Genomic DNA, 17,679 nt, shown 5'->3' on the forward strand with positions numbered 1-17,679 from the left:
CCCTCAGCGCTCGCGCACGGCAAGCAGGTCGCGCAGTGCCGGCGCCACGTCGTCGCCTGCATCGTCGACGACCGTCACGGTCCGCAGCGACGTCGGCGTGGCGAGGTACACCTGGTCGCGGGTGGCGACGAACCAGGCCTCTGCCTCGCCGTCGACCGGGACCTCCTCGACGTAGGAGCCGGCCCGGGCGTTCGCCACCACGAGGCCGGTCAGGTAGGTCGGACCGGGCTGCTCCTGCACGTGGAGCACCGTCTCGCCCTCGCGGTCGAGATAGGCGCAGCCCAGGCGGCCGGCGCGGTCTCCTTCGTCCTTCGAGACGACCTTCGTCCCGAGCACCCGGCCGACCACGGCGTCGGTCCAGGTCGAGCAGGCGTCGTCGGGAAGGGGCCCGGGGTCGGCCACGTCGGCCGGCAGCTCGCCGGTGACCATCGCCGTCAGGGCGCCGACGGCGAGCGGCTCGTCGGCGTCCGGGCTCCAGGCCACGGGCGAGGCCGTGAAGGACAGGCCGTCGGCGCGCGCGACCAGGCGCGGTGCGGCCGGGACGCCGGCCACCACCTGGCTCACCATCAGCGCCTCGTCGGCGCCGGGCACCTCGACCTCGGTCGTGGTCAGCTCGGCGTCGGGATCGACCGAACCGAAGGGAGCCTTCTCGGCGAGCTGCTCGACCGTCACGTCCTCGCGTCGCACCGAGACCGTGAGCACCTGGCTGGTCGGCCCGTCGGGACCGAGGCCCTGGTAGTTGCACAGCGAGCCGCCCTCGGTGCGCTGCTCCTCACCCCTCGACTCGGCGCCGACCAGGCGTGAGACGTCGTCGTCGGTGAGGCCGCCACAGGCCGGCACCGGCCCGTCGGCGGCCTCGTCGTCACCATCGCCGCAGCCCGCGAGGGCGAGGACGGCGGCGAGGGCGAGGGCGGCGGCCGGACGACGGGCGGCGTGGCGCATGACCGCACCATCCCCCGCAGGCGCGGCCCCGACACCCGCGCGCCTCAGGCGCGGGCGACCCCGTCGGCCCGCGCGGCGGCGGCCACGGCGGCCGCCACTGCCGGCCCCACCCGCGGGTCGAACGGCGAGGGGATGACGTAGTCCTCGGCGAGCGCGTCGCCGACCATGTCGGCCAGCGCCGTCGCCGCGGCCACCTTCATCCCCTCGGTGATGGCACTGGCGTGCACGTCGAAGGCTCCGCGGAAGATGCCCGGGAAGGCCAGCACGTTGTTGATCTGGTTCGGGAAGTCCGACCGGCCGGTCGCGACCACGCGCGCGTAGCGGTGCGCGACCTCGGGGTGCACCTCGGGCGTCGGGTTCGCCATCGCGAAGATCATCGCCTCGGGAGCCATGCGGGCGACGTCGGCCTCGGGCGTCGTGCCGCCCGAGACGCCGAGGTAGGCGTCGGCCCCGTCGAGGACGTCGGCCAGCGAGCCCGCGCGGCCGCTGCGGTCGGCCGTCGCCGCCGCCAGCGCCTGCTTGACCGGCGTCAGGTCGCCGCGCCCGGAGTGCACGACGCCCTTGCGGTCGGTGACGGCGAGGTCCTCCACCCCGGCCGCCAGCAGGATCTTCGCGATCGCGACGCCGGCCGCCCCGGCGCCGGAGATCACCACGCGCGTGGTGGACGGCGTGCGGCCGGTGAGCCGCATCGCGTTGGTGAGCGCCGCGAGCGCGACCACCGCGGTGCCGTGCTGGTCGTCGTGGAAGACCGGGATGTCGAGCCGCGCCTTGAGCCGGTCCTCGATCTCGAAGCACCGCGGCGCCGAGATGTCCTCAAGGTTGACGCCGCCGAAGCTGGGCGCGAGGCGCACCACGGTCTCGACGATCTCGTCGGTGTCGGTGGTGTCGAGGCAGATCGGCACGGCGTCCACGCCCCCGAACTGCTTGAACAGCACCGCCTTGCCCTCCATGACCGGCATCGCGGCCGCCGGCCCGATGTCGCCCAGGCCGAGCACGGCCGTTCCGTCGGTGACCACGGCCACCGTGTTCGGCACCCACGTGTAGTGACGCGTCAGCGACGGGTCGGCCGCGATGGCCTCGCACACCCGCGCGACGCCCGGCGTGTAGGCCAGCGAGAGGTCGTCACGGCCGTCGAGCGCGACCGTCGAGGCCACCGCCATCTTGCCGCCGAGGTGCAGGTCGAAGACGGGGTCGCCCGCCAGCGGGTGGGTCGCGGGCGGGGGCTGCGGGTCGGCGCCGGACATGCTGCGGGATCCTCGCACAACGCCCCGCCCCCCGCCGGACGACGTGACGCAGGTCGCGACGCGCGTCCGAGGGCGGCGTCCGCGCCGCGTCACCCCCCGCGCGGCCGGGCGGCACGTTAGGGTCGCGGTCGTACCGACCCCGACCTCGCACGCAGCGGTGTCGACGACGGCGGGCGCCTGTGAGGGCGGCCGTCTGCGGCACGGCGGAAGGACCACCATGTCAGTGACGTCGCAGTCCAGCGGTGAGCGGACCGATCGCGCCGAGGTCGAGCTGCGGGTGCCGGCCGACAGCGCCTACGCGTCGGTGCTGCGCACCACCACCGCCGGCCTGGCCGCCCGCCTCGACTTCACCATCGACGACATCGAGGACCTGCGCATCGCGGTCGGCGAGGCCAACGCGATGGTGCTCGAGCACGCCGACGCCGGCAGCGACCTGCTGTGCCGCTTCCATCTGGCGCCCGGCCGCATGGTGGTCTCGGTGAGCGTCGCCGCGGCGACCCAGCCCGTGCCCGACCTCGACAGCTTCGCCTGGCAGGTGCTCACCACGCTGGCCTCCGAGGCCGACATCTCGACCGCCGACGGACGGTTCGCCATCGAGATGACCATGACGTCGTCCGCTGCCGGCTTCTGAGATGACCGGCCTCCCCGCACGGGACGACGGGCCGGCCGAGGCGCCGACCGAGGGCCTGACCCGCACCGAGATCACCCGCCGGCGCAGCGCCGAGCTCTTCGGCGAGCTGCGCGGCGACATCGCCTCCGAGGCCGCCCGCACCCATGCCCGCGACGCGCTGGTGCACCTGCACCTGCCGCTCGTCGAGCACTGCGCGCGCCGCTTCCGCAACCGCGGCGAGCCGTTCGAGGACCTCGTCCAGGTCGGCACCATCGGCCTGATCAAGTCGATCGACCGCTTCGACACCGAGCGCGGCGTCGAGTTCTCGACCTACGCCACCCCCACCATCATCGGCGAGATCAAGCGCTACTTCCGTGACAAGGGCTGGGCCATCCGGGTGCCGCGGCGCCTGCAGGAGCTGCGCATGCAGATCGGCTCGGCCACCGCCGAGCTGACGCAGACCCTCGGCCGCTCCCCCACCCCGCGCGAGCTCGCCGAGGCCATCGGCTGCAGCGTGGAGGAGATCGTCGAGGGCCTGGAGTCGAGCAACGCCTACTCGACCCTGTCCCTCGACGCCACCGACGACTCCGACGACGGCGGCTCGAGCATGCTCGACGCGATCGGCATCGACGACGAGGGCCTCGAGCACGTCGAGATCCGCGAGTCGATCAAGCCGCTGCTCGAGAAGCTGCCGCCGCGGGAGAAGAAGATCCTGCTGCTGCGGTTCTTCAAGAACATGACGCAGTCGCAGATCGCGGCCGAGATCGGCGTCTCGCAGATGCACGTCTCGCGGCTGCTGAACCGCACGCTCGAGCAGCTGCGCAGCTCGCTGGAGTCCGCCGAGCCCGAGTGACGGCGGCGGCCGGCCGCCGGGCCGGGCCTGTTACCGAAACCTGGGCACGTCGTGGATCTGCTGTGGATCGATCGTGGCGACGCCGAGCCTAGATTGTCTCTGTCGAATCGATCCGGGGGGATCACCTCGACACCCGGCTCGGCCGGGGGTGACGATCCGGGGGGATCGCTCGCCACCACGAGCAGCTAGGAACGATGACCCGCTCGGCACCTCTGGGGGGAGATGCCTCGAGCGGGTCCGTTTCTTTTTCCGGCCCTTCTCGGCCGGCGCGGGCTACGTCTCCTCGCGCTCCAGCCGGACGCCGAGCGCCTCCAGGCTGCTCGGGCGCAGCACGCACACCCCCACGACCACGGCACTGACCGCGAGCGGCACGGCCAGGCCGGGCTCGGCGCGCACGTTCCAGGCCAGGCCCAGCTGCACCAGCTGCGTCATCAGCACCGGGCCGCGCGACCACGACCTCAGCGTCGCCAGCCCCCACGCGCCGGCGAGCAGCACCGCGCCGTACCCGGCCAGGAACACCGCCACCGACAGCCCCACCTCGAGCCGGTCGGCGACGGTGTCGGACGCGCTCAGGGCGGCCAGGCCCACGAACCCGAGGCCCTGCAGCCCGACGAGCGCCGCCGCCACGGTGAGGGCCGGCGGGCGGACGTCGTCCACGGGCCGGTCGGGCTCGGCGGGCTCGCTCGTGGCATCGGGCACGAGGCGAGGCTACGGGCGAGCGGGGCGTCGACGCGGCCCGGCACGGGCGCTCCAGGTGCCGGTCTGACGCCGCGCCGACCCCGCCAGGTGGCGGGAGACACACCGAGACAGGGGCTTGTGATCCAGGAGACCACGCGAAAGGGTTGATCCCGACCCCGATAGTTGCGACAGTGGGTGAGCGTTCGTGAAATCGTTCACACACGCGCGATGAAGCGCACCCGCAGGCCTGAGCATCCCTGCCTGCACGTACGAGAGATCAAGGATCCACCTGCCATGGATTGGCGCCATCGTTCCGCGTGCCTCGACGAGGACCCGGAGCTGTTCTTCCCGATCGGCAACACCGGCCCGGCCATCCTCCAGATCGAGGAGGCCAAGCAGGTCTGCCGCCGCTGCGACGTGCGCGAGCAGTGCCTGGCCTGGGCGCTCGAGGCGGGGCAGGACCACGGCGTGTGGGGCGGGCTGTCCGAGGACGAGCGCCGCGCCCTGAAGCGCCGCAACGCCCGCGCCCGCGTGCGCACCGCCTGAGAGGCGCCTCGCCCCGTCGGCCACCGAGAGCTCCGTCAGCGCCACCCGATGGGGTGTCCAGGTCGGCCGTAGTCTCGATCACATGATCGGATTCCTGGTTGCCGGCCTCATCATCGGTGTGCTCGCTCGCCTCATCAAGCCCGGCCGCCAGCACCTCGGCTTCGTCGGGACGCTCGGCCTCGGCATCGTGGGCTCGCTGATCGGCGGCACCATCGCCTGGCTGATCAACAGCGGCAGCATCTGGGAGCTCAACGTGCTCGGCTTCATCCTCGCGGTGATCGCCGCGGTGCTGCTGATCGGCGCCGCCGAGGCGGTGATGGGCCGCAAGCCCACCACGTCCGCGCGCCACTGACGCAACAGCACTCCCCTACCGACCCACTGACGGGCGGCGCCCCACGGGCGTCGCCCGTCAGGCCATTTCGAAGCGGACGACGCGGGTCTCGACGTCGGCCTCGGTGAGCCGCACCCGCACGTCCTGGCCGAGCGGGAGCGGCCCGTCGTCCGAGCGCAGCGGCGCCTCGACGCCCACCTCGCGCACGGTCACCCGCCCCTTGCGGTCGTCGTCGCCGTCGGTGCTGGCCACGACGCCGTCGAACTCCTCGCCGACGCGGCCGGCCAGCAGCCCGGCCTCGACGAGGTCGACGACGGCCCGCTCGTAGGCGCCCGCCTGCTGGCTGGAGCGCTGCATCTCGGCCGGCAGGCCGGGCAGGGCCTCGAGCACCCAGCCCGGCACCGGCTCGTCGGCGCACAGTGCCACGCACACCTCGCCGGCGTAGCGGTCGGCCAGGCGACGCAGCGGCGCGGTGACGTGGGCGTACTCCGAGGCGAGCGCCGAGTGCTGCGGGTCGGCCGGCACCTCGCCGTCGAAGGCGACGTAGCCGCTGCCGCGCAGCAGTCGGGCGCTGGCCACCAGCAGGGCGGCGTGCTCGGGCCGGGCGGGGTCGAGGGTGCGCAGGAAGTCGGGGTAGAGCAGCTCGGCCGGCCACTCGACGCCCAGGGCCCGGGCGGTGCGGTGAAGCCGCTGGACGTCGCGGGGGTCGGGCGGCGGCAGGGTGCGCAGCAGCCCCACGCGGGCGTAGACCATGAGCGAGGCCGCCCCGAAGCCGGTGAGCAGCGAGACCTGCGCGTTCCACTGCTCGACCGGCAGCTGCGAGCGGAACTCCAGCCGCCACGGCGTGCCGGGCCGCTCGTCGACGACGACCTCCTGCTCGGGCAGCGGCAGCGAGATGCCGCCGCGCGCCGCCTCGCGCGCCAGCCGCAGCTCGCCGAGCTCGCGCAGCAGCACCAGCGACTCGGGGGCGTCGTCGGCCTCGACCCGGGCCTGCGCCTGCTCGTAGGTGAGCTGGGCGGTCGAGCGCACCCGGGCCCGGCGGACGTCGACGTCGATGCCCTCGCCGGTCTCGTCGACCCGGATCGTCCACAGCAGCGCCGGGCGCACCTGGTCGGGCAGCAGCGAGGCGGCGTCCTCCGAGAGGGACGGCGGGTGCAGCGGCACCTTGGAGTCGGCGCCGTAGAGGGTCTGGCCGCGGCGGTGCGCCTCGAGGTCGACGGGGTCGCCCGGGGTGACGAAGGCCGCCACGTCGGCGATGGCGTAGTGGACGACGAAGCCGCCGGGGCGGTCGGGGTCGCGCTCGAGGTGCAGCGCCTGGTCGAGGTCGCGCGCGCCCGGCGGGTCGATGGTGACCAGAGGCAGGTCGGTGCGGTCGAGGTCGGGCAGCCGGGGCGAGGCGGCGGCCCGGGCGGCCGCCTGCTCGACCTCGTCGGGGAAGTCCGGCGTCACGTCGAGCTCGGCCTGGATCCGCTCGATGCCCGCCCGCAGGCCGGCGACGACGGCGTCGTCGTCGGTGCCGACCCTGACCACCCGACTGCTCGTCATGCCGGTGACCCTAGCCAGTGCAGCCCGACCCGGGGACCCTCCCTACGCTGGCGCGGTGCTCATGCTGCTCCCCCCGAGCGAGGGCAAGACGGCGCCACGGCGCGGGCGACCGCTCGACCTCGCCGGCCTGTCGTCGCCGTCGCTGACCCCGGCGCGCGAGCGCGTGCTCGCGGCGCTGGTCGAGCTGTGCTCGGGTGACCCCTCGACGGCGGCGGAGGTGCTCGACGTCCCCCGCACCCGGACCGACCTCGTCGCGCTGAACGCCGCCCTGGCCGACGCGCCGACGGCGCGCGCGGACGCCGTCTACAGCGGTGTGCTCTACGACGCGCTCGGCCTGGCCACGCTCCCGACGGCGGCCCGGCGCCGGGCGGCGTCCCGGGTCGCGGTGGTCAGCAGCCTGTTCGGGCTGGTGCGGCCCGGCGACCGCATCCCGGCCTACCGGCTCTCGGGCGACGCCACCCTGCCCGGGCTGGGGCCGGTCGCGGCGACGTGGCGCGACGCGCTCGGCCCGGCCGTGCTCGACGCGGTCGGCAGCGGCCTGCTCGTCGACCTCCGCTCGGGCACCTACGCCGCGTTCTGGCGACCGCCGTCCGACCTGGCGCGGCGGGTCGCGACGGTGCGGGTGCTGCAGGAGCGCGACGGACGGCGCTCGGTCGTCAGCCACTTCAACAAGGCCACCAAGGGCCGGCTGGTGCGGGCGCTGCTGGACGACGGCCGCGACGCCCGCACCCCGGCGCGCCTGGCCGCGCTGCTCACCGAGCTCGGCTGGCACGTCGAGGTCGGCGAGCCGACCGCGAAGGGCACGCAGCTGGACGTCGTCGTCACCGAGGTCTGAGCCTTTTCGGTGTCGTTGCCACGTGACGACGGCCCGACTTCAGTATGGTCTTCGTCACAAGTCGGGCAGCATTCGATCGACGACAGGGCAGAAGTCGCGATCGCGCCCGCCCACGCACGAGAGGCGTCGCGATGAGGATCCGCAGCACGGCGGTCATGACCCTGACGACGATCGGGGCCCTGCTCGGGGGCGGCCTCGCGGCGTCCCCGACCGCGGCCCGGTCGGCCACGGAGCCGCCCGCGCCGGCCGTCGCGCCCCCCGCGACGCGCGCGGCCGCCGACGACGGGGGCTGGTTCACCTCGTGGGCGCAGTCGATTCAGCGCCGGTCGGGCCTGACCTTCACCAACCGCACGCTGCGCCAGGTCAGCCGGGTGACCCAGGGCGGCGACCAGGTGCGGCTGCGGCTGGAGAACACCTTCGGCACCGCGCCCATGGTGGTCGACGCGACCACCGTCGGGCTGACCTCGAACGGGCCGAACGTCGTCACGGGCTCGATGCGCTCCGTGGCGTTCGGCGGCCAGTCGAGCGTCTCGATCCCCGCCGGCGGCTGGGTGTGGAGCGACCCGCTGCCGTTCGAGACCCGGGCGCGGCAGGACCTGACGATCTCGCTCTACCTGCGCAACGCCACGGTCACCACGCTGCACGACCGCGCCGGCCGCACCAACTGGTTCGCGCCCGACAACGGCGGCAACCACGCGGCGTCCGAGTCGGGCGCCGCGTTCACCGAGACCCACGGCTGGAACTACGTCGTCGGCGCCGTCGACGTCCGCAACGCCGACCTCGCGGGCACCGTGGTCGCCTACGGCAGCTCGGTCGTCGACGGCACGGGGTCGGAGAGCTGCGGCCCCGGCTGCACCCCGAGCGACCCCTACCTGCGGTGGACCGACCTCCTCGCGCGCCGCGTCGCGGCCGAGCTGCCCGCCGACCAGCAGGTGAGCGTCGTCAACGCCGGCATCGGCGGCACCACCGCCTCGCCGGCCTGCGGCTCGGGCGGCAACGACGGCGTCTCGCGGCTCAGCCGCGACGTGCTCGCCCTCCACGGCGTCACCGCGGTCGTCTACTACTACGGCACCAACGACATCGCGAACCTCGGCAACGGGTGCAACGCTGCCTCCCTGACCTCGAGCATGCGCGCGACCTTCGCCGAGCTGCGGGCGGCGGGCATCGACGTCATCGTCACCCCCATCACGCCCCGCCCCGGCTACAACGCCGCCCAGAACGCCGCGCGCGACGAGGTCAACGCCTTCATCCGCCAGGGCGGCGACTGCAGCGGCACGTGCGACGCGCTCGTCGACTTCGAGGCGGTGCTGCAGGACCCGGCCGACCGCAACCGCATCCGCGCCGAGTACGACGTCGACGGGCTGCACGTGAACACGCTCGGGCAGCGCGCGCTCGCCGACGCCGTCGACCTCGCCCCGCTCGTCGCGGCCGGCGCCGCGAGCTTCACCAGCCCGGCGCCGGGGGTCGCCGAGCTCGGCCAGCCGTACTCCCACACGCTCTCCGCCACCGGTCTGCCCGCCCCGACGTTCTCGGTGAGCGACGGAGCGCTGCCGCCGGGGTTGACCCTCGACCCGCAGACCGGGGTGCTCGCGGGCGTGCCGACCGAGCGCGGCCGGTTCGCGTTCACGCTCGAGGCCCGCAACGGTGCGGGCACCGACGAGCTGCCGGCCGTGGTCGAGGTGCTCGACCGCCCCGCCCTCACCCCGGGCCGTCCACCGGCCGCACGGGTCGGGCAGCCCTACGACTTCACGCTCGCCGCGACCGGCTACCCCGCTCCGACGTACGCGGTCGTCGCCGGCGCGCTGCCGCCGGGCCTGCGCCTCGACGCGAGCACCGGGCGCATCGACGGCGTCCCGACCCGCTCCGGCGCAGGCGAGGTCACGGTGCGGGCCACCAACGGCGTCGGCACCGACGTCACCGCACGCCTCGTGCTGCGTGTCGTGGCCGCCGCCTCGGCCACCGTGCTCAGCGTCGACGAGTCCTCGCTGCGCCACGGCGCCGGCACCAGGGCCCGGGTGCACGTGTTCGCCTCCGGCGTGGTGCCGCGCGGCGTCGTCGTCCTCAAGGCCGGCTCCAGGCGCCTCGGCACCGCGCGGCTGACGCCCGTCCGCGGCGTGCCCGGCTCGTCGAGCGCCACCATCCGGATCGCGCCGCGCTCGCTGCGGCCCGGCCGCTACCTGCTCACCGCCGGCTTCGCCGGCGACGGCCAGGTGCTCGCCTCGCGCGGCACCGCGCGGCTGACGGTCCTCAGGACGTCGGCGCGCTGACGCCGCCCGGCGCCGTCGGCGGCCCCGGGCGGGCTACCAGGTGCCGGCGGTGAACGCGTCGCGGTCGGGCGCCGTGGCGTTGAACAGCCGCAGCGAGGCGCGGCCGTCGGGAAACCAGGCGACGACGGTGACCGAGGCGGGCGTGAGCTCCATGCGGAACAGCGAGTCGAGCGGGGCGCCGAGGGCGTGTGCGACGACCGTCTTGATCGGCGTCACGTGGCTGACGACCACCACCGTGCGACCGGCGTGGTCGGCCAGCACCCGCTCGAGGCCGGCCAGCACGCGGTCCTGCACGACGCGGAACGACTCGCCGCCCTCGGGCGCGACGTCGACCGAGCCGAGCCAGGCCTCCAGCTCGGCGCCGTGACGCTCACGCACCTCGTCGATGCCGAGCCCGTCCCAGTGGCCGAACTCCATCTCGGCGAAGCCCGGCTCCTCGACCAGCGGGACGCCGAGCCGCTCGGCCACGATCTCGCCCGACTCGCGGGTGCGGCGCACCGGCGAGGCGACCACGGCGGCCACCTGGCCGGCCAGCGGCGCCAGCCACTCCGCGGCGCCCCGGATCTGCTCGCGGCCCTCGTCGCTCAACGGCGGGTTGTCGCCGCCGAGGCCACCGGAGAACCGCTTGGCGGTGGTGTGGGTCGTGACGCCGTGGCGCAGCACGACCAGGGTGGTCGGCGTCCCCGAGCCTCCCCAGCCGCGCGCGGGCGTCGGCTGCTGCGTGGCCTCGTCGGCGGTCTCGGGCTCGGTGGCGGCGGGCTCGCTGGTGGGCTCGGCGGCGGGCTCGGTGGCGGGCTCGGTGGCGGGCTCGGCGCCGGCGACGGTCACGCCGTCCCGCGTGCCGTCCAGCGCCTCGTTGGCCAGCCGGTCGGCGTGCTTGTTCCGCTCGCGCGGCACCCAGGTGTAGCGGGTGCCGAACGGCGCGAGGCCGTTGGCCTCGACGGCCAGCGGCCGCATGTCGGGGTGCTTGATCTTCCAGCGGCCCGACATCTGCTCGACGACGAGCTTGGAGTCCATGCGCACCTCGACGTCGGCGTCGGGGGCGTAGGCGGCGGCGAGCCGCAGACCGGCGATCAGGCCGCGGTACTCGGCCACGTTGTTGGTGGCGCGGCCGATCGTCGTCCCGTCCTCGGCGATGACGGCACCGGTGTCGGCGTCCTTGAGCACGGCGCCGTAGGCGGCGGGGCCGGGGTTGCCGCGCGAGCCGCCGTCCGCCTCGATGAGGACGGACCGCGGACCGCTCACAGGCCGCTGTCCTCGACGCGCACCAGGATGCGCTGGCACTCCTCGCAGCGCAGCACCTCGTCGTCGGCGGCAGCGCGGATGACGGCCAGCTCGGCGTTGTCGATGCCGAGCTGGCAGCCGGTGCAGCGGCGCTGGCGCAGCGCGGCGGCGCCCACCCCGCCCTTGCTCGCGCGCAGCCGCTCGTAGAGGGCGGTGAGGTCGTCGGGCAGGCCGGCGGCGACCGGCTCGCGCTCGGCGGCCAGCGTCGTCAGCTCGGCGTCGATGGCGGCGGTCTTCTCGTCGCGGACGGCGGCCAGCTCGGCCAGCCGCTCGTCGGAGCCGGCCACGCGTTGCGTGAGCTCGTCGAGGCGCCCCTGCGCCTCCTCGACCCGCTCCATGATCTCGAGCTCCTCGTCCTCGAGCACGCTGATGCGTCGCTCGAGGGAGCCGAGCTCCTGCTGCATGCGCTCGAGGTCGCGGGGGTTGGTGATCAGGCCCTGGGCCATGCGGTCGGCGTCGCGGGCGCGGCGGGCCTTGACCTGCTCGACGTCGAGGTCGGCCTTGCGCTGGGCGGCGTTGAGGTCGTCGACGACGATCTGCTGGTCGCGGCGCTCGTCGTCGTCACGGCTGCGGCTGGCGGTCAGCGAGGCGATCTCGGCCAGCTCGGCGAGGTGGCTGCGCTGGTAGCGCAGCTGGTCGGCACGCGAGTCGAGCGCCTGGACCTCGAGCAGGGCGGCCTGCGCGGCCGGGTCGGCCTTCACCGCGTCGTCCTCGGGTGGTTCGCGGCTCTCATAGCCGCATTGTCCACGGGTCGGTGTTGCGCTGGCTGACGCGGGTCTCGACGCCGGTGCCGAGCGCGCCCGCCAGCTTGTGCGCGGCCACCGGCAGCCAGGTCGACTCCGCGGCCCAGTGGGCGACGTCGACCAGCGCCGGGCCGCCCCGCTCGACGAACTCGGACGCCGGGTGGTGCCGCAGGTCGCTGGTGACGTAGACGTCGGCGTCGGTGCGCGCGACGGCGTCGAGCAGGAAGTCGCCGGCGCCGCCGCAGACGGCCACGCGACGCACCCGTCGGGCCGGGTCGCCGGCGACGCGGACGCCGTGCGACGTGGGCGGCAGCGCGGTGGCCACGCGGCCGGCGAACTCCTCGAGGGTGCAGGGCTCGACGGTGCCGAGGCGTCCGGTGCCGGTGGTGCCGAGGGGGTCGTCGACGACCTCGACGATCTCGAACGCCGGCTGCTCGTAGGGGTGCGACGAGTGCAGCGCGGCCACGACCTCACGGCGCCGACCCCGCGGCAGCACCACCTCGATGCGGGCCTCCTCGACCTCCTCGATGCGCCCGACGGTGCCGATCATCGGGTCGGCGCCCTCGAGGGGGCGGAAGCGCCCCTGGCCGCGCGAGGTGAACGAGGCGAAGTCGTAGTGGCCGAGGTGGCCGGCGCCGGCCTCGGCGAGCGCGGCGCGCACCACCGAGGCGGCCTCGACCGGCACGTAGACGGTGAGCTTGTCGGTGGGGTCGCCGGCCGCCGGGGCGATCGGCTCCTGGTCGGTCAGGCCGAGGGCGGTGGCCATCGCCTCCGAGACGCCGTCGGCGGCCTGGTCGGCGTTGGTGTGCGCCGTCAGCAGCGCGCACCCGGCGCCGACCAGCGTGGCCAGCGTGCGGCCCTTCGGTGTGGTGGCGGCGAAGCCGTGCACGGGCTTGAGGAACAGCGGGTGGTGGACGACGAGCAGGTCGGCGCCCCACGCGGCCGCCTCGGCCGCGACCTCGGCGGTGGCGTCGACGGCGAGCATCACCTTGGCCACCGAGGCGTCGGGGTCGCCCCAGACCAGCCCCACGGCGTCCCAGCTCTCGGCCGTGTGGGGCGGGTACCACTCGTGCAGCAGGTCGACGACGTCGCGGAGGGCGGGCACGGCGCCAGGGTAGTGAGCCGGTGACCGCGCGGGTGACCCGTGGCCGGGAGACGGCGCCCTAGGGTCGGGTGATGATCTTCATCTGGGGCTGGAAGTCGTACGCCACGCTGGTGGCGAGCGGCAACCTGGTGTGCGCGCAGTGCCACAACCCGGCCGCGCACCGGCTGCACCGGGTGCGCAACAAGTTCACCTTCTTCTGGATCCCGCTGTTCACGACGTCGACCAAGCACCACCTCGACTGCACCTTCTGCGGCCTGCAGACCCGGCTGAGCCAGGACGAGGCCGACCGCTGCGCCGCCGACCTCCGCTCCTCCCACGGCCAGCAGGCCCCGTCGTCCCCCCAGCAGGTTCCACCGCAGCACCCCTGACCGACCCACGGTGGTCGACGTGCGAGGCCGGCCACGGCCGAGCCTCGAGAGCGCGCAAGGACCACGCGAACGTCGCGGACGATCGGCCAGGGCTTTCGACAAGCTCAGGGTCCGTGCAGGGGCATCGGCCTCGGAGGGCCAGGGGTCTCGAGGACTCGACCACCGTCAGCGGCAATCCCGACGATGGTCGAGGTGCGAGGCCGGCCACGGCCGAGCCTCGAGACCGCGCAAGGACCACGCGAACGTCGCGGACGATCGGCCAGGGCTTTCGACAAGCTCAGGGTCCGTGTGCGGACCTCGGCCTCGGCAGGCCAGGGGTCTCGAGGCTCGTCGCTGGCGCTCCTCGCACCTCGACCACCGTCCGCGCCGGTCCCTTCGACAAGCTCAGGGTCCGTGTGCGCACGTCGGCGTTGGAGGGCCGGTGGATTCGACGACGCTCGCTGGGCTCGCTGCTCGACCACCGGCGTGACCGCACGCGGGCGCCCCGACCCCAGCAGCACGGAACCACAGGGCGCACGGAGCGGAGGGTGGGCCCGGGGGGCGGGCGCCCGCCGTGGCCAGGCCGGCGGCAGCCGTCACGGACTGACGGCGGCGACGGCCCCGGCCCGCCCGCAGCGACCCGACGAAGCTAGTTCACCTGGCGGTCGTAGCCCTCCCAGTAGGGCCGGCGCAGCTTGAACTTCTGCAGCTTGCCGGTGGCGGTGCGGGCGAGCTCGTCGCGGAACTCGACCGAGGTGGGGGCCTTGTAGCCGGCGGCCCTGTCCTTGCACCAGGCGATCAGCTCGGCCTCGGTGGCGCTCTCGCCGTCGGTGAGGACGACGAGCGCCTTGATGGTCTCGCCCCACTTCTCGCTGGGGACGCCGATGACCGCGACCTCGGAGACCGCGGGGTGGGAGAACAGCACGTCCTCGACCTCGATCGAGCTGACGTTCTCGCCGCCGGTGATGATCACGTCCTTCTTGCGGTCGGAGATGGTCACGTAGCCGTCGTCGCCGATGGTGGCGCCGTCGCCGGTGTGGAACCAGCCGCCGGCGAGCGCGCGCTCGGTCTCCTCCGGCTGGTCCCAGTAGCCCTCGAGGACGACGTTGGAGCGGGCCAGCAGCTCGCCGCCGCCGACCTCCTCGCCGTCGTCGCCGACCGACGGCTCGCTGAGCGAGAGCCGGACGCCGAGCGCCGGCGCCCCGGCGCGGGTCAGCCGGTGCGCCCGCTCGGACGGCGTGAGGTCGTCCCACTCGGCACGGTTGCGGTTGACCGTGAGCAGCGGCGAGGTCTCGGTGAGGCCGTAGATCTGCACGAACTCCCAGCCGAGCTCGGCCTCGACCCGCTCGACGGTGCGGGTCGGCGGCGGCGCGCCGGCCATGATGATGCGCACCCGGTCGCGGCCAGGGATCTCGCCGTCCCAGTCCTGCGCGGCCTCGAGGACGGCGGCCGCCACCGCCGGGGCGGCACACATGACGGTGACGCCGTGGTCGCGCACGCGGCGCAGGATCTCGGCGCCGTCGACCTTGCGGAGCACGACCTGCGGCACCCCGAGGCCGGTCATCGCGAACGGCATCCCCCAACCGTTGGCGTGGAACATCGGCAGCGTGTGCAGGTAGACGTCGCGGTCGCTGACGCCGGCGTGCAGCGCGAACGTCACCGCGTTGACCCAGATGTTGCGGTGCGTGATCTGCACGCCCTTGGGCCGGGCGGTCGTGCCGGAGGTGTAGTTGATGGTGGCGGTGGCGTTCTCGTCGAGCTGCCACGGCCGCGGCTCGGCGGTGGCGTCGGCGGGGCCGAACAGCGCGTCGTCGTCACCGAGCACGAAGCGGTGCTCGGCGTCGACGTCGGCCAGCGCCTCGTCGAGCTCGGGGTCGACGTAGAGCACGCGGGCGCCGGAGTGCCCGACGATGTAGCGCACCTCGTCGGGTCGCAGCCGGAAGTTCACCGGCACCAGCACCCGCCCCGACCCGGTGACGCCGAAGAACGAGGCGAGCAGCCGCGCGCTGTTGTGGCTGACCACCGCCACCCGGTCGCCGACCTCGAGCCCGAGGGAGTCGAGGTGGGCGGCCTGCCGCCGCGCCAGCCGCCCGAGGTCGGCGTAGCTCACCTCGCCCAAGGACGTCGCGGGCTGGGCGGGCTCGTCGACGACGCCGGTGCGGTCGCCGTAGACCTGCACGGCCCGGTCGATGAAGTCGACGGTGGTCAACGGGACGAGCATCGAGGCCTCCTGCACGGGCTGGGCCGCCCGCTCGGCCCGGACGGCTGCGTGATCGGCCTCACTCTAGGACGCCCGGCTCACCCCGATGAGAGTCCTCTCATCGACGTCTCACCCTCCCCCCACGATGGGGGAGGATGGTCGCCGTCATGTCACCGCTGTGGAAGGTCGTCCTCACGCTGCTGGTCGTGCTGCCCGTGGGCGGCTACGTGGCCGGCACCCTCGTCGGTGGCGGCGACGACGACCCCGGCTCGCGCGAGCCGATCGTGGTCGAGCAGAGCAGCGCCTCGCCCCGCCCCGACCCCTCGCCCTCGTCGGGCAGCGGCGAGCCGTCCGGCCGGCCGAGCAGCGGCGAGCCGACCGACGACAGCTCCGACGGGGAGGACGACGGCGACGACGGGGGCTCCGGCGACGACGACGAGCGCCCGTCGGGTCAGGCCTCGCCCGTCACGCCCTCCCCCGCCGAGGTCGACGACCGTGGCGACGACAGCTCCGGGCGCGGCAGCGGCGACGACGACGATGACGACGACAGCTCGGGTCGCGGTGGCGGCGACGACGAAGACGACCGCGACGACGACGACGACGACGATGACGACGGTGGCGACGACGACTGAGCACCGCACGCCCGACGCCCGGCCGCCGCGGCCGGGCGTCTCGGTGCGCGTGCGGATCACCGCCGCGGTCGCCCTCCTCGTGGCGGCCACGCTCGCGGGCGCCGGCGCGCTCGTCTACGTCATCGAGGTGCAGCGCCTCGACGACCAGACCGCCGGCGAGGTCGAGCAGGAGATCGGCGAGTTCGAGGCGCTCGCGGCCAGCGAGGGCCGCTCCGAGCCCGACCTGGCCGAGCTGTTCCGCACCTTCATGCTGCGCAACGTGCCCGACGACGACGAGCTGCTCGTCGGCTGGGTCGGCGACGGGCCCGTCTTCTACTCCCCCGACGACGACCTGGTGAACGACGAGACGTTCAAGGACCAGGTGCGTCCGCTCGTGGACGACGGCGGCACCGCCCGGTTCGCCACCGCCGACGGCGAGCTGCTGGTCTCGGCGCAGCCCGTGCGGCGCGGCCGCCAGACCGGCGCCCTCGTGGTGGTCAACTACCTCGACGAGGACCGCGCCGAGCTGCGCGACACGATGCGCACCTACGCGATCGTCGGCCTGCTCTCGCTGCTGGTGATCGTCGGCGCGGCGTTCTCGCTGGCCGGGCGGCTGCTGCGACCGCTGCGCGCGGTGCGCGAGACCGCCGACGAGATCACCGAGACCGACCTCTCGCGCCGCCTGCCGCTCAGCGGCAACGACGACGTCACCGCGCTCACCCGCACCTTCAACGGCATGCTCGACCGCCTCGAGGCCGCCTTCGCCGGCCAGCGGCAGCTGCTCGACGACGCCGGCCACGAGCTGCGGACGCCGCTCACCGTGCTGCAGGGCCACCTCGAGCTGCTCGACGCCGACGACCCCGCCGAGGTCGCCGAGACCCGCGAGCTGCTGCTCGACGAGGTCGACCGCATGGCCCGGCTGGTCGACGACCTGATCCTGCTGGCCAAGACCGAGCGACCCGACTTCCTCGACGTCGCCGGCGTCGAGGTGACGGCGCTGGTCGAGTCGGTCGCGGCCAAGGCCGCCGGGCTGGGCGACCGCGCCTGGACGGTCGACGAGACGGTCGACGTCGTCGTCCCGGCCGACGCGCAGCGGCTCACCCAGGCGCTGCTGCAGCTGGCGCACAACGCGGTCAAGCACACCGGCCCGGGCGACGCCGTCGCCTTCGGGGCGGCCTGCGTCGACGGGCTGGTGCTGCTGTGGGTGCGCGACACCGGGCCCGGCGTGGCGCCGGCCGACCGCGAGCGCATCTTCGAGCGCTTCGGCCGCGGCGTCGCGCCCGACGCCGACGGCTTCGGCCTCGGGCTCTCGATCGTCACCGCCATCGCCCAGGCCCACGGCGGCGACGCCTGGCTCGACGCCGACTACCTCGACGGCGCGCGCTTCGTCGTCTCGGTGCCGCTGCCCGAGGGCCACCCCGGCCCGCGGTCCTCCGCCGACGACGAGCGGACGCCGGGCCCACCGGGCCCGCACGCCCCGCCGTCCGCGGTCGACCCCGAGCCCACCCTCCCGCTCGCCGTACGCCAGGAGGTCTGAG

17 protein-coding genes are annotated in these 17,679 nt (G+C 74.6%); 9 read left to right on the forward strand and 8 right to left on the reverse strand.

The genetic code is table 11. The features are described from left to right. Nucleotides 1–3: 3 nt before the first annotated feature. Together ABEA04_RS14335 and ABEA04_RS14340 are read right to left on the reverse strand one after the other, a co-directional pair. On the reverse strand, nt 4–942 hold the full coding sequence (locus ABEA04_RS14335; protein ID WP_345459722.1) for a hypothetical protein: 939 nt from the start codon (nt 940–942) through the stop codon (nt 4–6). Between the two features lie 44 nt (nt 943–986). Continuing rightward, nucleotides 987–2,186: an NAD(P)-dependent malic enzyme gene (locus ABEA04_RS14340; protein WP_345459725.1), complete on the reverse strand. Its 1,200-nt coding sequence runs from the start codon at nt 2,184–2,186 to the stop codon at nt 987–989. 217 nt (nt 2,187–2,403) lie between these two features. Here ABEA04_RS14340 and ABEA04_RS14345 point away from each other — a divergent pair, with 217 nt between their 5' ends. Both ABEA04_RS14345 and ABEA04_RS14350 read left to right on the forward strand, forming a co-directional pair. Beyond that, the gene (locus ABEA04_RS14345; RefSeq protein ID WP_345459728.1) at nt 2,404–2,817 is read left to right on the forward strand and encodes an ATP-binding protein; all 414 of its coding nucleotides are present in this window, start codon (nt 2,404–2,406) and stop codon (nt 2,815–2,817) included. Between the two features lies 1 nt (nt 2,818). Continuing rightward, nucleotides 2,819–3,649 carry an RNA polymerase sigma factor SigF gene (locus ABEA04_RS14350; protein WP_345459731.1) on the forward strand — a complete coding sequence of 277 codons (831 nt, stop codon included), beginning with the start codon at nt 2,819–2,821 and terminating at the stop codon, nt 3,647–3,649. A gap of 273 nt (nt 3,650–3,922) precedes the next feature. Here ABEA04_RS14350 and ABEA04_RS14355 read toward each other — a convergent pair whose 3' ends face one another. Continuing rightward, on the reverse strand, nt 3,923–4,348 hold the full coding sequence (locus ABEA04_RS14355; protein WP_345459734.1) for a hypothetical protein: 426 nt from the start codon (nt 4,346–4,348) through the stop codon (nt 3,923–3,925). Between the two features lie 273 nt (nt 4,349–4,621). Here ABEA04_RS14355 and ABEA04_RS14360 point away from each other — a divergent pair, with 273 nt between their 5' ends. Further along, nucleotides 4,622–4,873: a WhiB family transcriptional regulator gene (locus ABEA04_RS14360; protein ID WP_027863177.1), complete on the forward strand. Its 252-nt coding sequence runs from the start codon at nt 4,622–4,624 to the stop codon at nt 4,871–4,873. Between the two features lie 82 nt (nt 4,874–4,955). Further along, nucleotides 4,956–5,225, forward strand: coding sequence for a GlsB/YeaQ/YmgE family stress response membrane protein (locus ABEA04_RS14365; RefSeq protein WP_345459737.1), 270 nt, complete (start codon nt 4,956–4,958; stop codon nt 5,223–5,225). A gap of 57 nt (nt 5,226–5,282) precedes the next feature. On the opposite strand, the gene ABEA04_RS14370 is transcribed toward ABEA04_RS14365, so the two are convergent. Then, a complete protein-coding gene (locus ABEA04_RS14370; RefSeq protein WP_345459740.1) occupies nt 5,283–6,749 on the reverse strand; it encodes an RNB domain-containing ribonuclease in 1,467 nt (488 codons plus the stop codon). 61 nt (nt 6,750–6,810) lie between these two features. Between ABEA04_RS14370 and yaaA the strand changes: the two genes are divergently transcribed. Next, nucleotides 6,811–7,584, forward strand: a complete 774-nt coding sequence (gene yaaA / locus ABEA04_RS14375; RefSeq protein ID WP_345460350.1) for a peroxide stress protein YaaA — start codon at nt 6,811–6,813, stop codon at nt 7,582–7,584. Nucleotides 7,585–7,715: 131 nt separating this feature from the next. Beyond that, on the forward strand, nt 7,716–9,851 hold the full coding sequence (locus ABEA04_RS14380; RefSeq protein WP_345459743.1) for a putative Ig domain-containing protein: 2,136 nt from the start codon (nt 7,716–7,718) through the stop codon (nt 9,849–9,851). Nucleotides 9,852–9,884: 33 nt separating this feature from the next. Here ABEA04_RS14380 and ABEA04_RS14385 read toward each other — a convergent pair whose 3' ends face one another. From ABEA04_RS14385 to ABEA04_RS14395, 3 genes are read right to left on the reverse strand one after another with little or no spacing between them, the layout of a single operon-like run. Further along, complete coding sequence (locus ABEA04_RS14385; RefSeq protein ID WP_345459746.1) at nt 9,885–11,096, reverse strand: bifunctional RNase H/acid phosphatase; 1,212 nt, start codon at nt 11,094–11,096, stop codon at nt 9,885–9,887. Next, the gene (locus ABEA04_RS14390; RefSeq protein WP_345459749.1) at nt 11,093–11,836 is read right to left on the reverse strand and encodes a zinc ribbon domain-containing protein; all 744 of its coding nucleotides are present in this window, start codon (nt 11,834–11,836) and stop codon (nt 11,093–11,095) included. Before ABEA04_RS14390 ends, ABEA04_RS14385 begins: the two co-directional genes overlap by 4 nt. A 28-nt stretch (nt 11,837–11,864) precedes the next feature. Continuing rightward, a complete protein-coding gene (locus ABEA04_RS14395) occupies nt 11,865–12,983 on the reverse strand; it encodes a Nif3-like dinuclear metal center hexameric protein (protein WP_345459752.1) in 1,119 nt (372 codons plus the stop codon). Nucleotides 12,984–13,054: 71 nt separating this feature from the next. Here ABEA04_RS14395 and ABEA04_RS14400 point away from each other — a divergent pair, with 71 nt between their 5' ends. Beyond that, nucleotides 13,055–13,351: a zinc-ribbon domain-containing protein gene (locus ABEA04_RS14400; protein WP_345459755.1), complete on the forward strand. Its 297-nt coding sequence runs from the start codon at nt 13,055–13,057 to the stop codon at nt 13,349–13,351. Between the two features lie 628 nt (nt 13,352–13,979). Here the strand turns inward: ABEA04_RS14400 and ABEA04_RS14405 are convergent. Then, nucleotides 13,980–15,551 carry an AMP-binding protein gene (locus ABEA04_RS14405; protein WP_345459758.1) on the reverse strand — a complete coding sequence of 524 codons (1,572 nt, stop codon included), beginning with the start codon at nt 15,549–15,551 and terminating at the stop codon, nt 13,980–13,982. Between the two features lie 146 nt (nt 15,552–15,697). Here ABEA04_RS14405 and ABEA04_RS14410 point away from each other — a divergent pair, with 146 nt between their 5' ends. Both ABEA04_RS14410 and ABEA04_RS14415 read left to right on the forward strand, forming a co-directional pair. Continuing rightward, complete coding sequence (locus tag ABEA04_RS14410; RefSeq protein WP_345459761.1) at nt 15,698–16,162, forward strand: hypothetical protein; 465 nt, start codon at nt 15,698–15,700, stop codon at nt 16,160–16,162. Then, nucleotides 16,137–17,678, forward strand: coding sequence for a sensor histidine kinase (locus ABEA04_RS14415; protein WP_345459763.1), 1,542 nt, complete (start codon nt 16,137–16,139; stop codon nt 17,676–17,678). The genes ABEA04_RS14410 and ABEA04_RS14415 overlap by 26 nt, the downstream gene beginning before the upstream one ends. The last annotated feature ends 1 nt before the right edge of the window (nt 17,679 follow it).

It is taken from the genome of Nocardioides marinquilinus (genome assembly GCF_039543705.1).
In the GTDB taxonomy this organism is placed as follows: domain Bacteria; phylum Actinomycetota; class Actinomycetes; order Propionibacteriales; family Nocardioidaceae; genus Nocardioides; species Nocardioides marinquilinus.

Bases quoted from the DNA above. Each gene is read 5' to 3' on its own strand.
- ABEA04_RS14350 (WP_345459731.1), top strand. From the start codon at position 2,819: ATGACCGGCCTCCCCGCACGGGACGACGGGCCGGCCGAGGCGCCGACC.
- ABEA04_RS14400 (WP_345459755.1), top strand. From the start codon at position 13,055: ATGATCTTCATCTGGGGCTGGAAGTCGTACGCCACGCTGGTGGCGAGC.
- ABEA04_RS14405 (WP_345459758.1), bottom strand. From the start codon at position 15,551: ATGCTCGTCCCGTTGACCACCGTCGACTTCATCGACCGGGCCGTGCAG.
- ABEA04_RS14410 (WP_345459761.1), top strand. From the start codon at position 15,698: ATGTCACCGCTGTGGAAGGTCGTCCTCACGCTGCTGGTCGTGCTGCCC.
- yaaA (WP_345460350.1), top strand. From the start codon at position 6,811: ATGCTGCTCCCCCCGAGCGAGGGCAAGACGGCGCCACGGCGCGGGCGA.
- ABEA04_RS14340 (WP_345459725.1), bottom strand. From the start codon at position 2,186: ATGTCCGGCGCCGACCCGCAGCCCCCGCCCGCGACCCACCCGCTGGCG.
- ABEA04_RS14345 (WP_345459728.1), top strand. From the start codon at position 2,404: ATGTCAGTGACGTCGCAGTCCAGCGGTGAGCGGACCGATCGCGCCGAG.
- ABEA04_RS14370 (WP_345459740.1), bottom strand. From the start codon at position 6,749: ATGACGAGCAGTCGGGTGGTCAGGGTCGGCACCGACGACGACGCCGTC.
- ABEA04_RS14380 (WP_345459743.1), top strand. From the start codon at position 7,716: ATGAGGATCCGCAGCACGGCGGTCATGACCCTGACGACGATCGGGGCC.
- ABEA04_RS14365 (WP_345459737.1), top strand. From the start codon at position 4,956: ATGATCGGATTCCTGGTTGCCGGCCTCATCATCGGTGTGCTCGCTCGC.
- ABEA04_RS14360 (WP_027863177.1), top strand. From the start codon at position 4,622: ATGGATTGGCGCCATCGTTCCGCGTGCCTCGACGAGGACCCGGAGCTG.
- ABEA04_RS14415 (WP_345459763.1), top strand. From the start codon at position 16,137: ATGACGACGGTGGCGACGACGACTGAGCACCGCACGCCCGACGCCCGG.
- ABEA04_RS14335 (WP_345459722.1), bottom strand. From the start codon at position 942: ATGCGCCACGCCGCCCGTCGTCCGGCCGCCGCCCTCGCCCTCGCCGCC.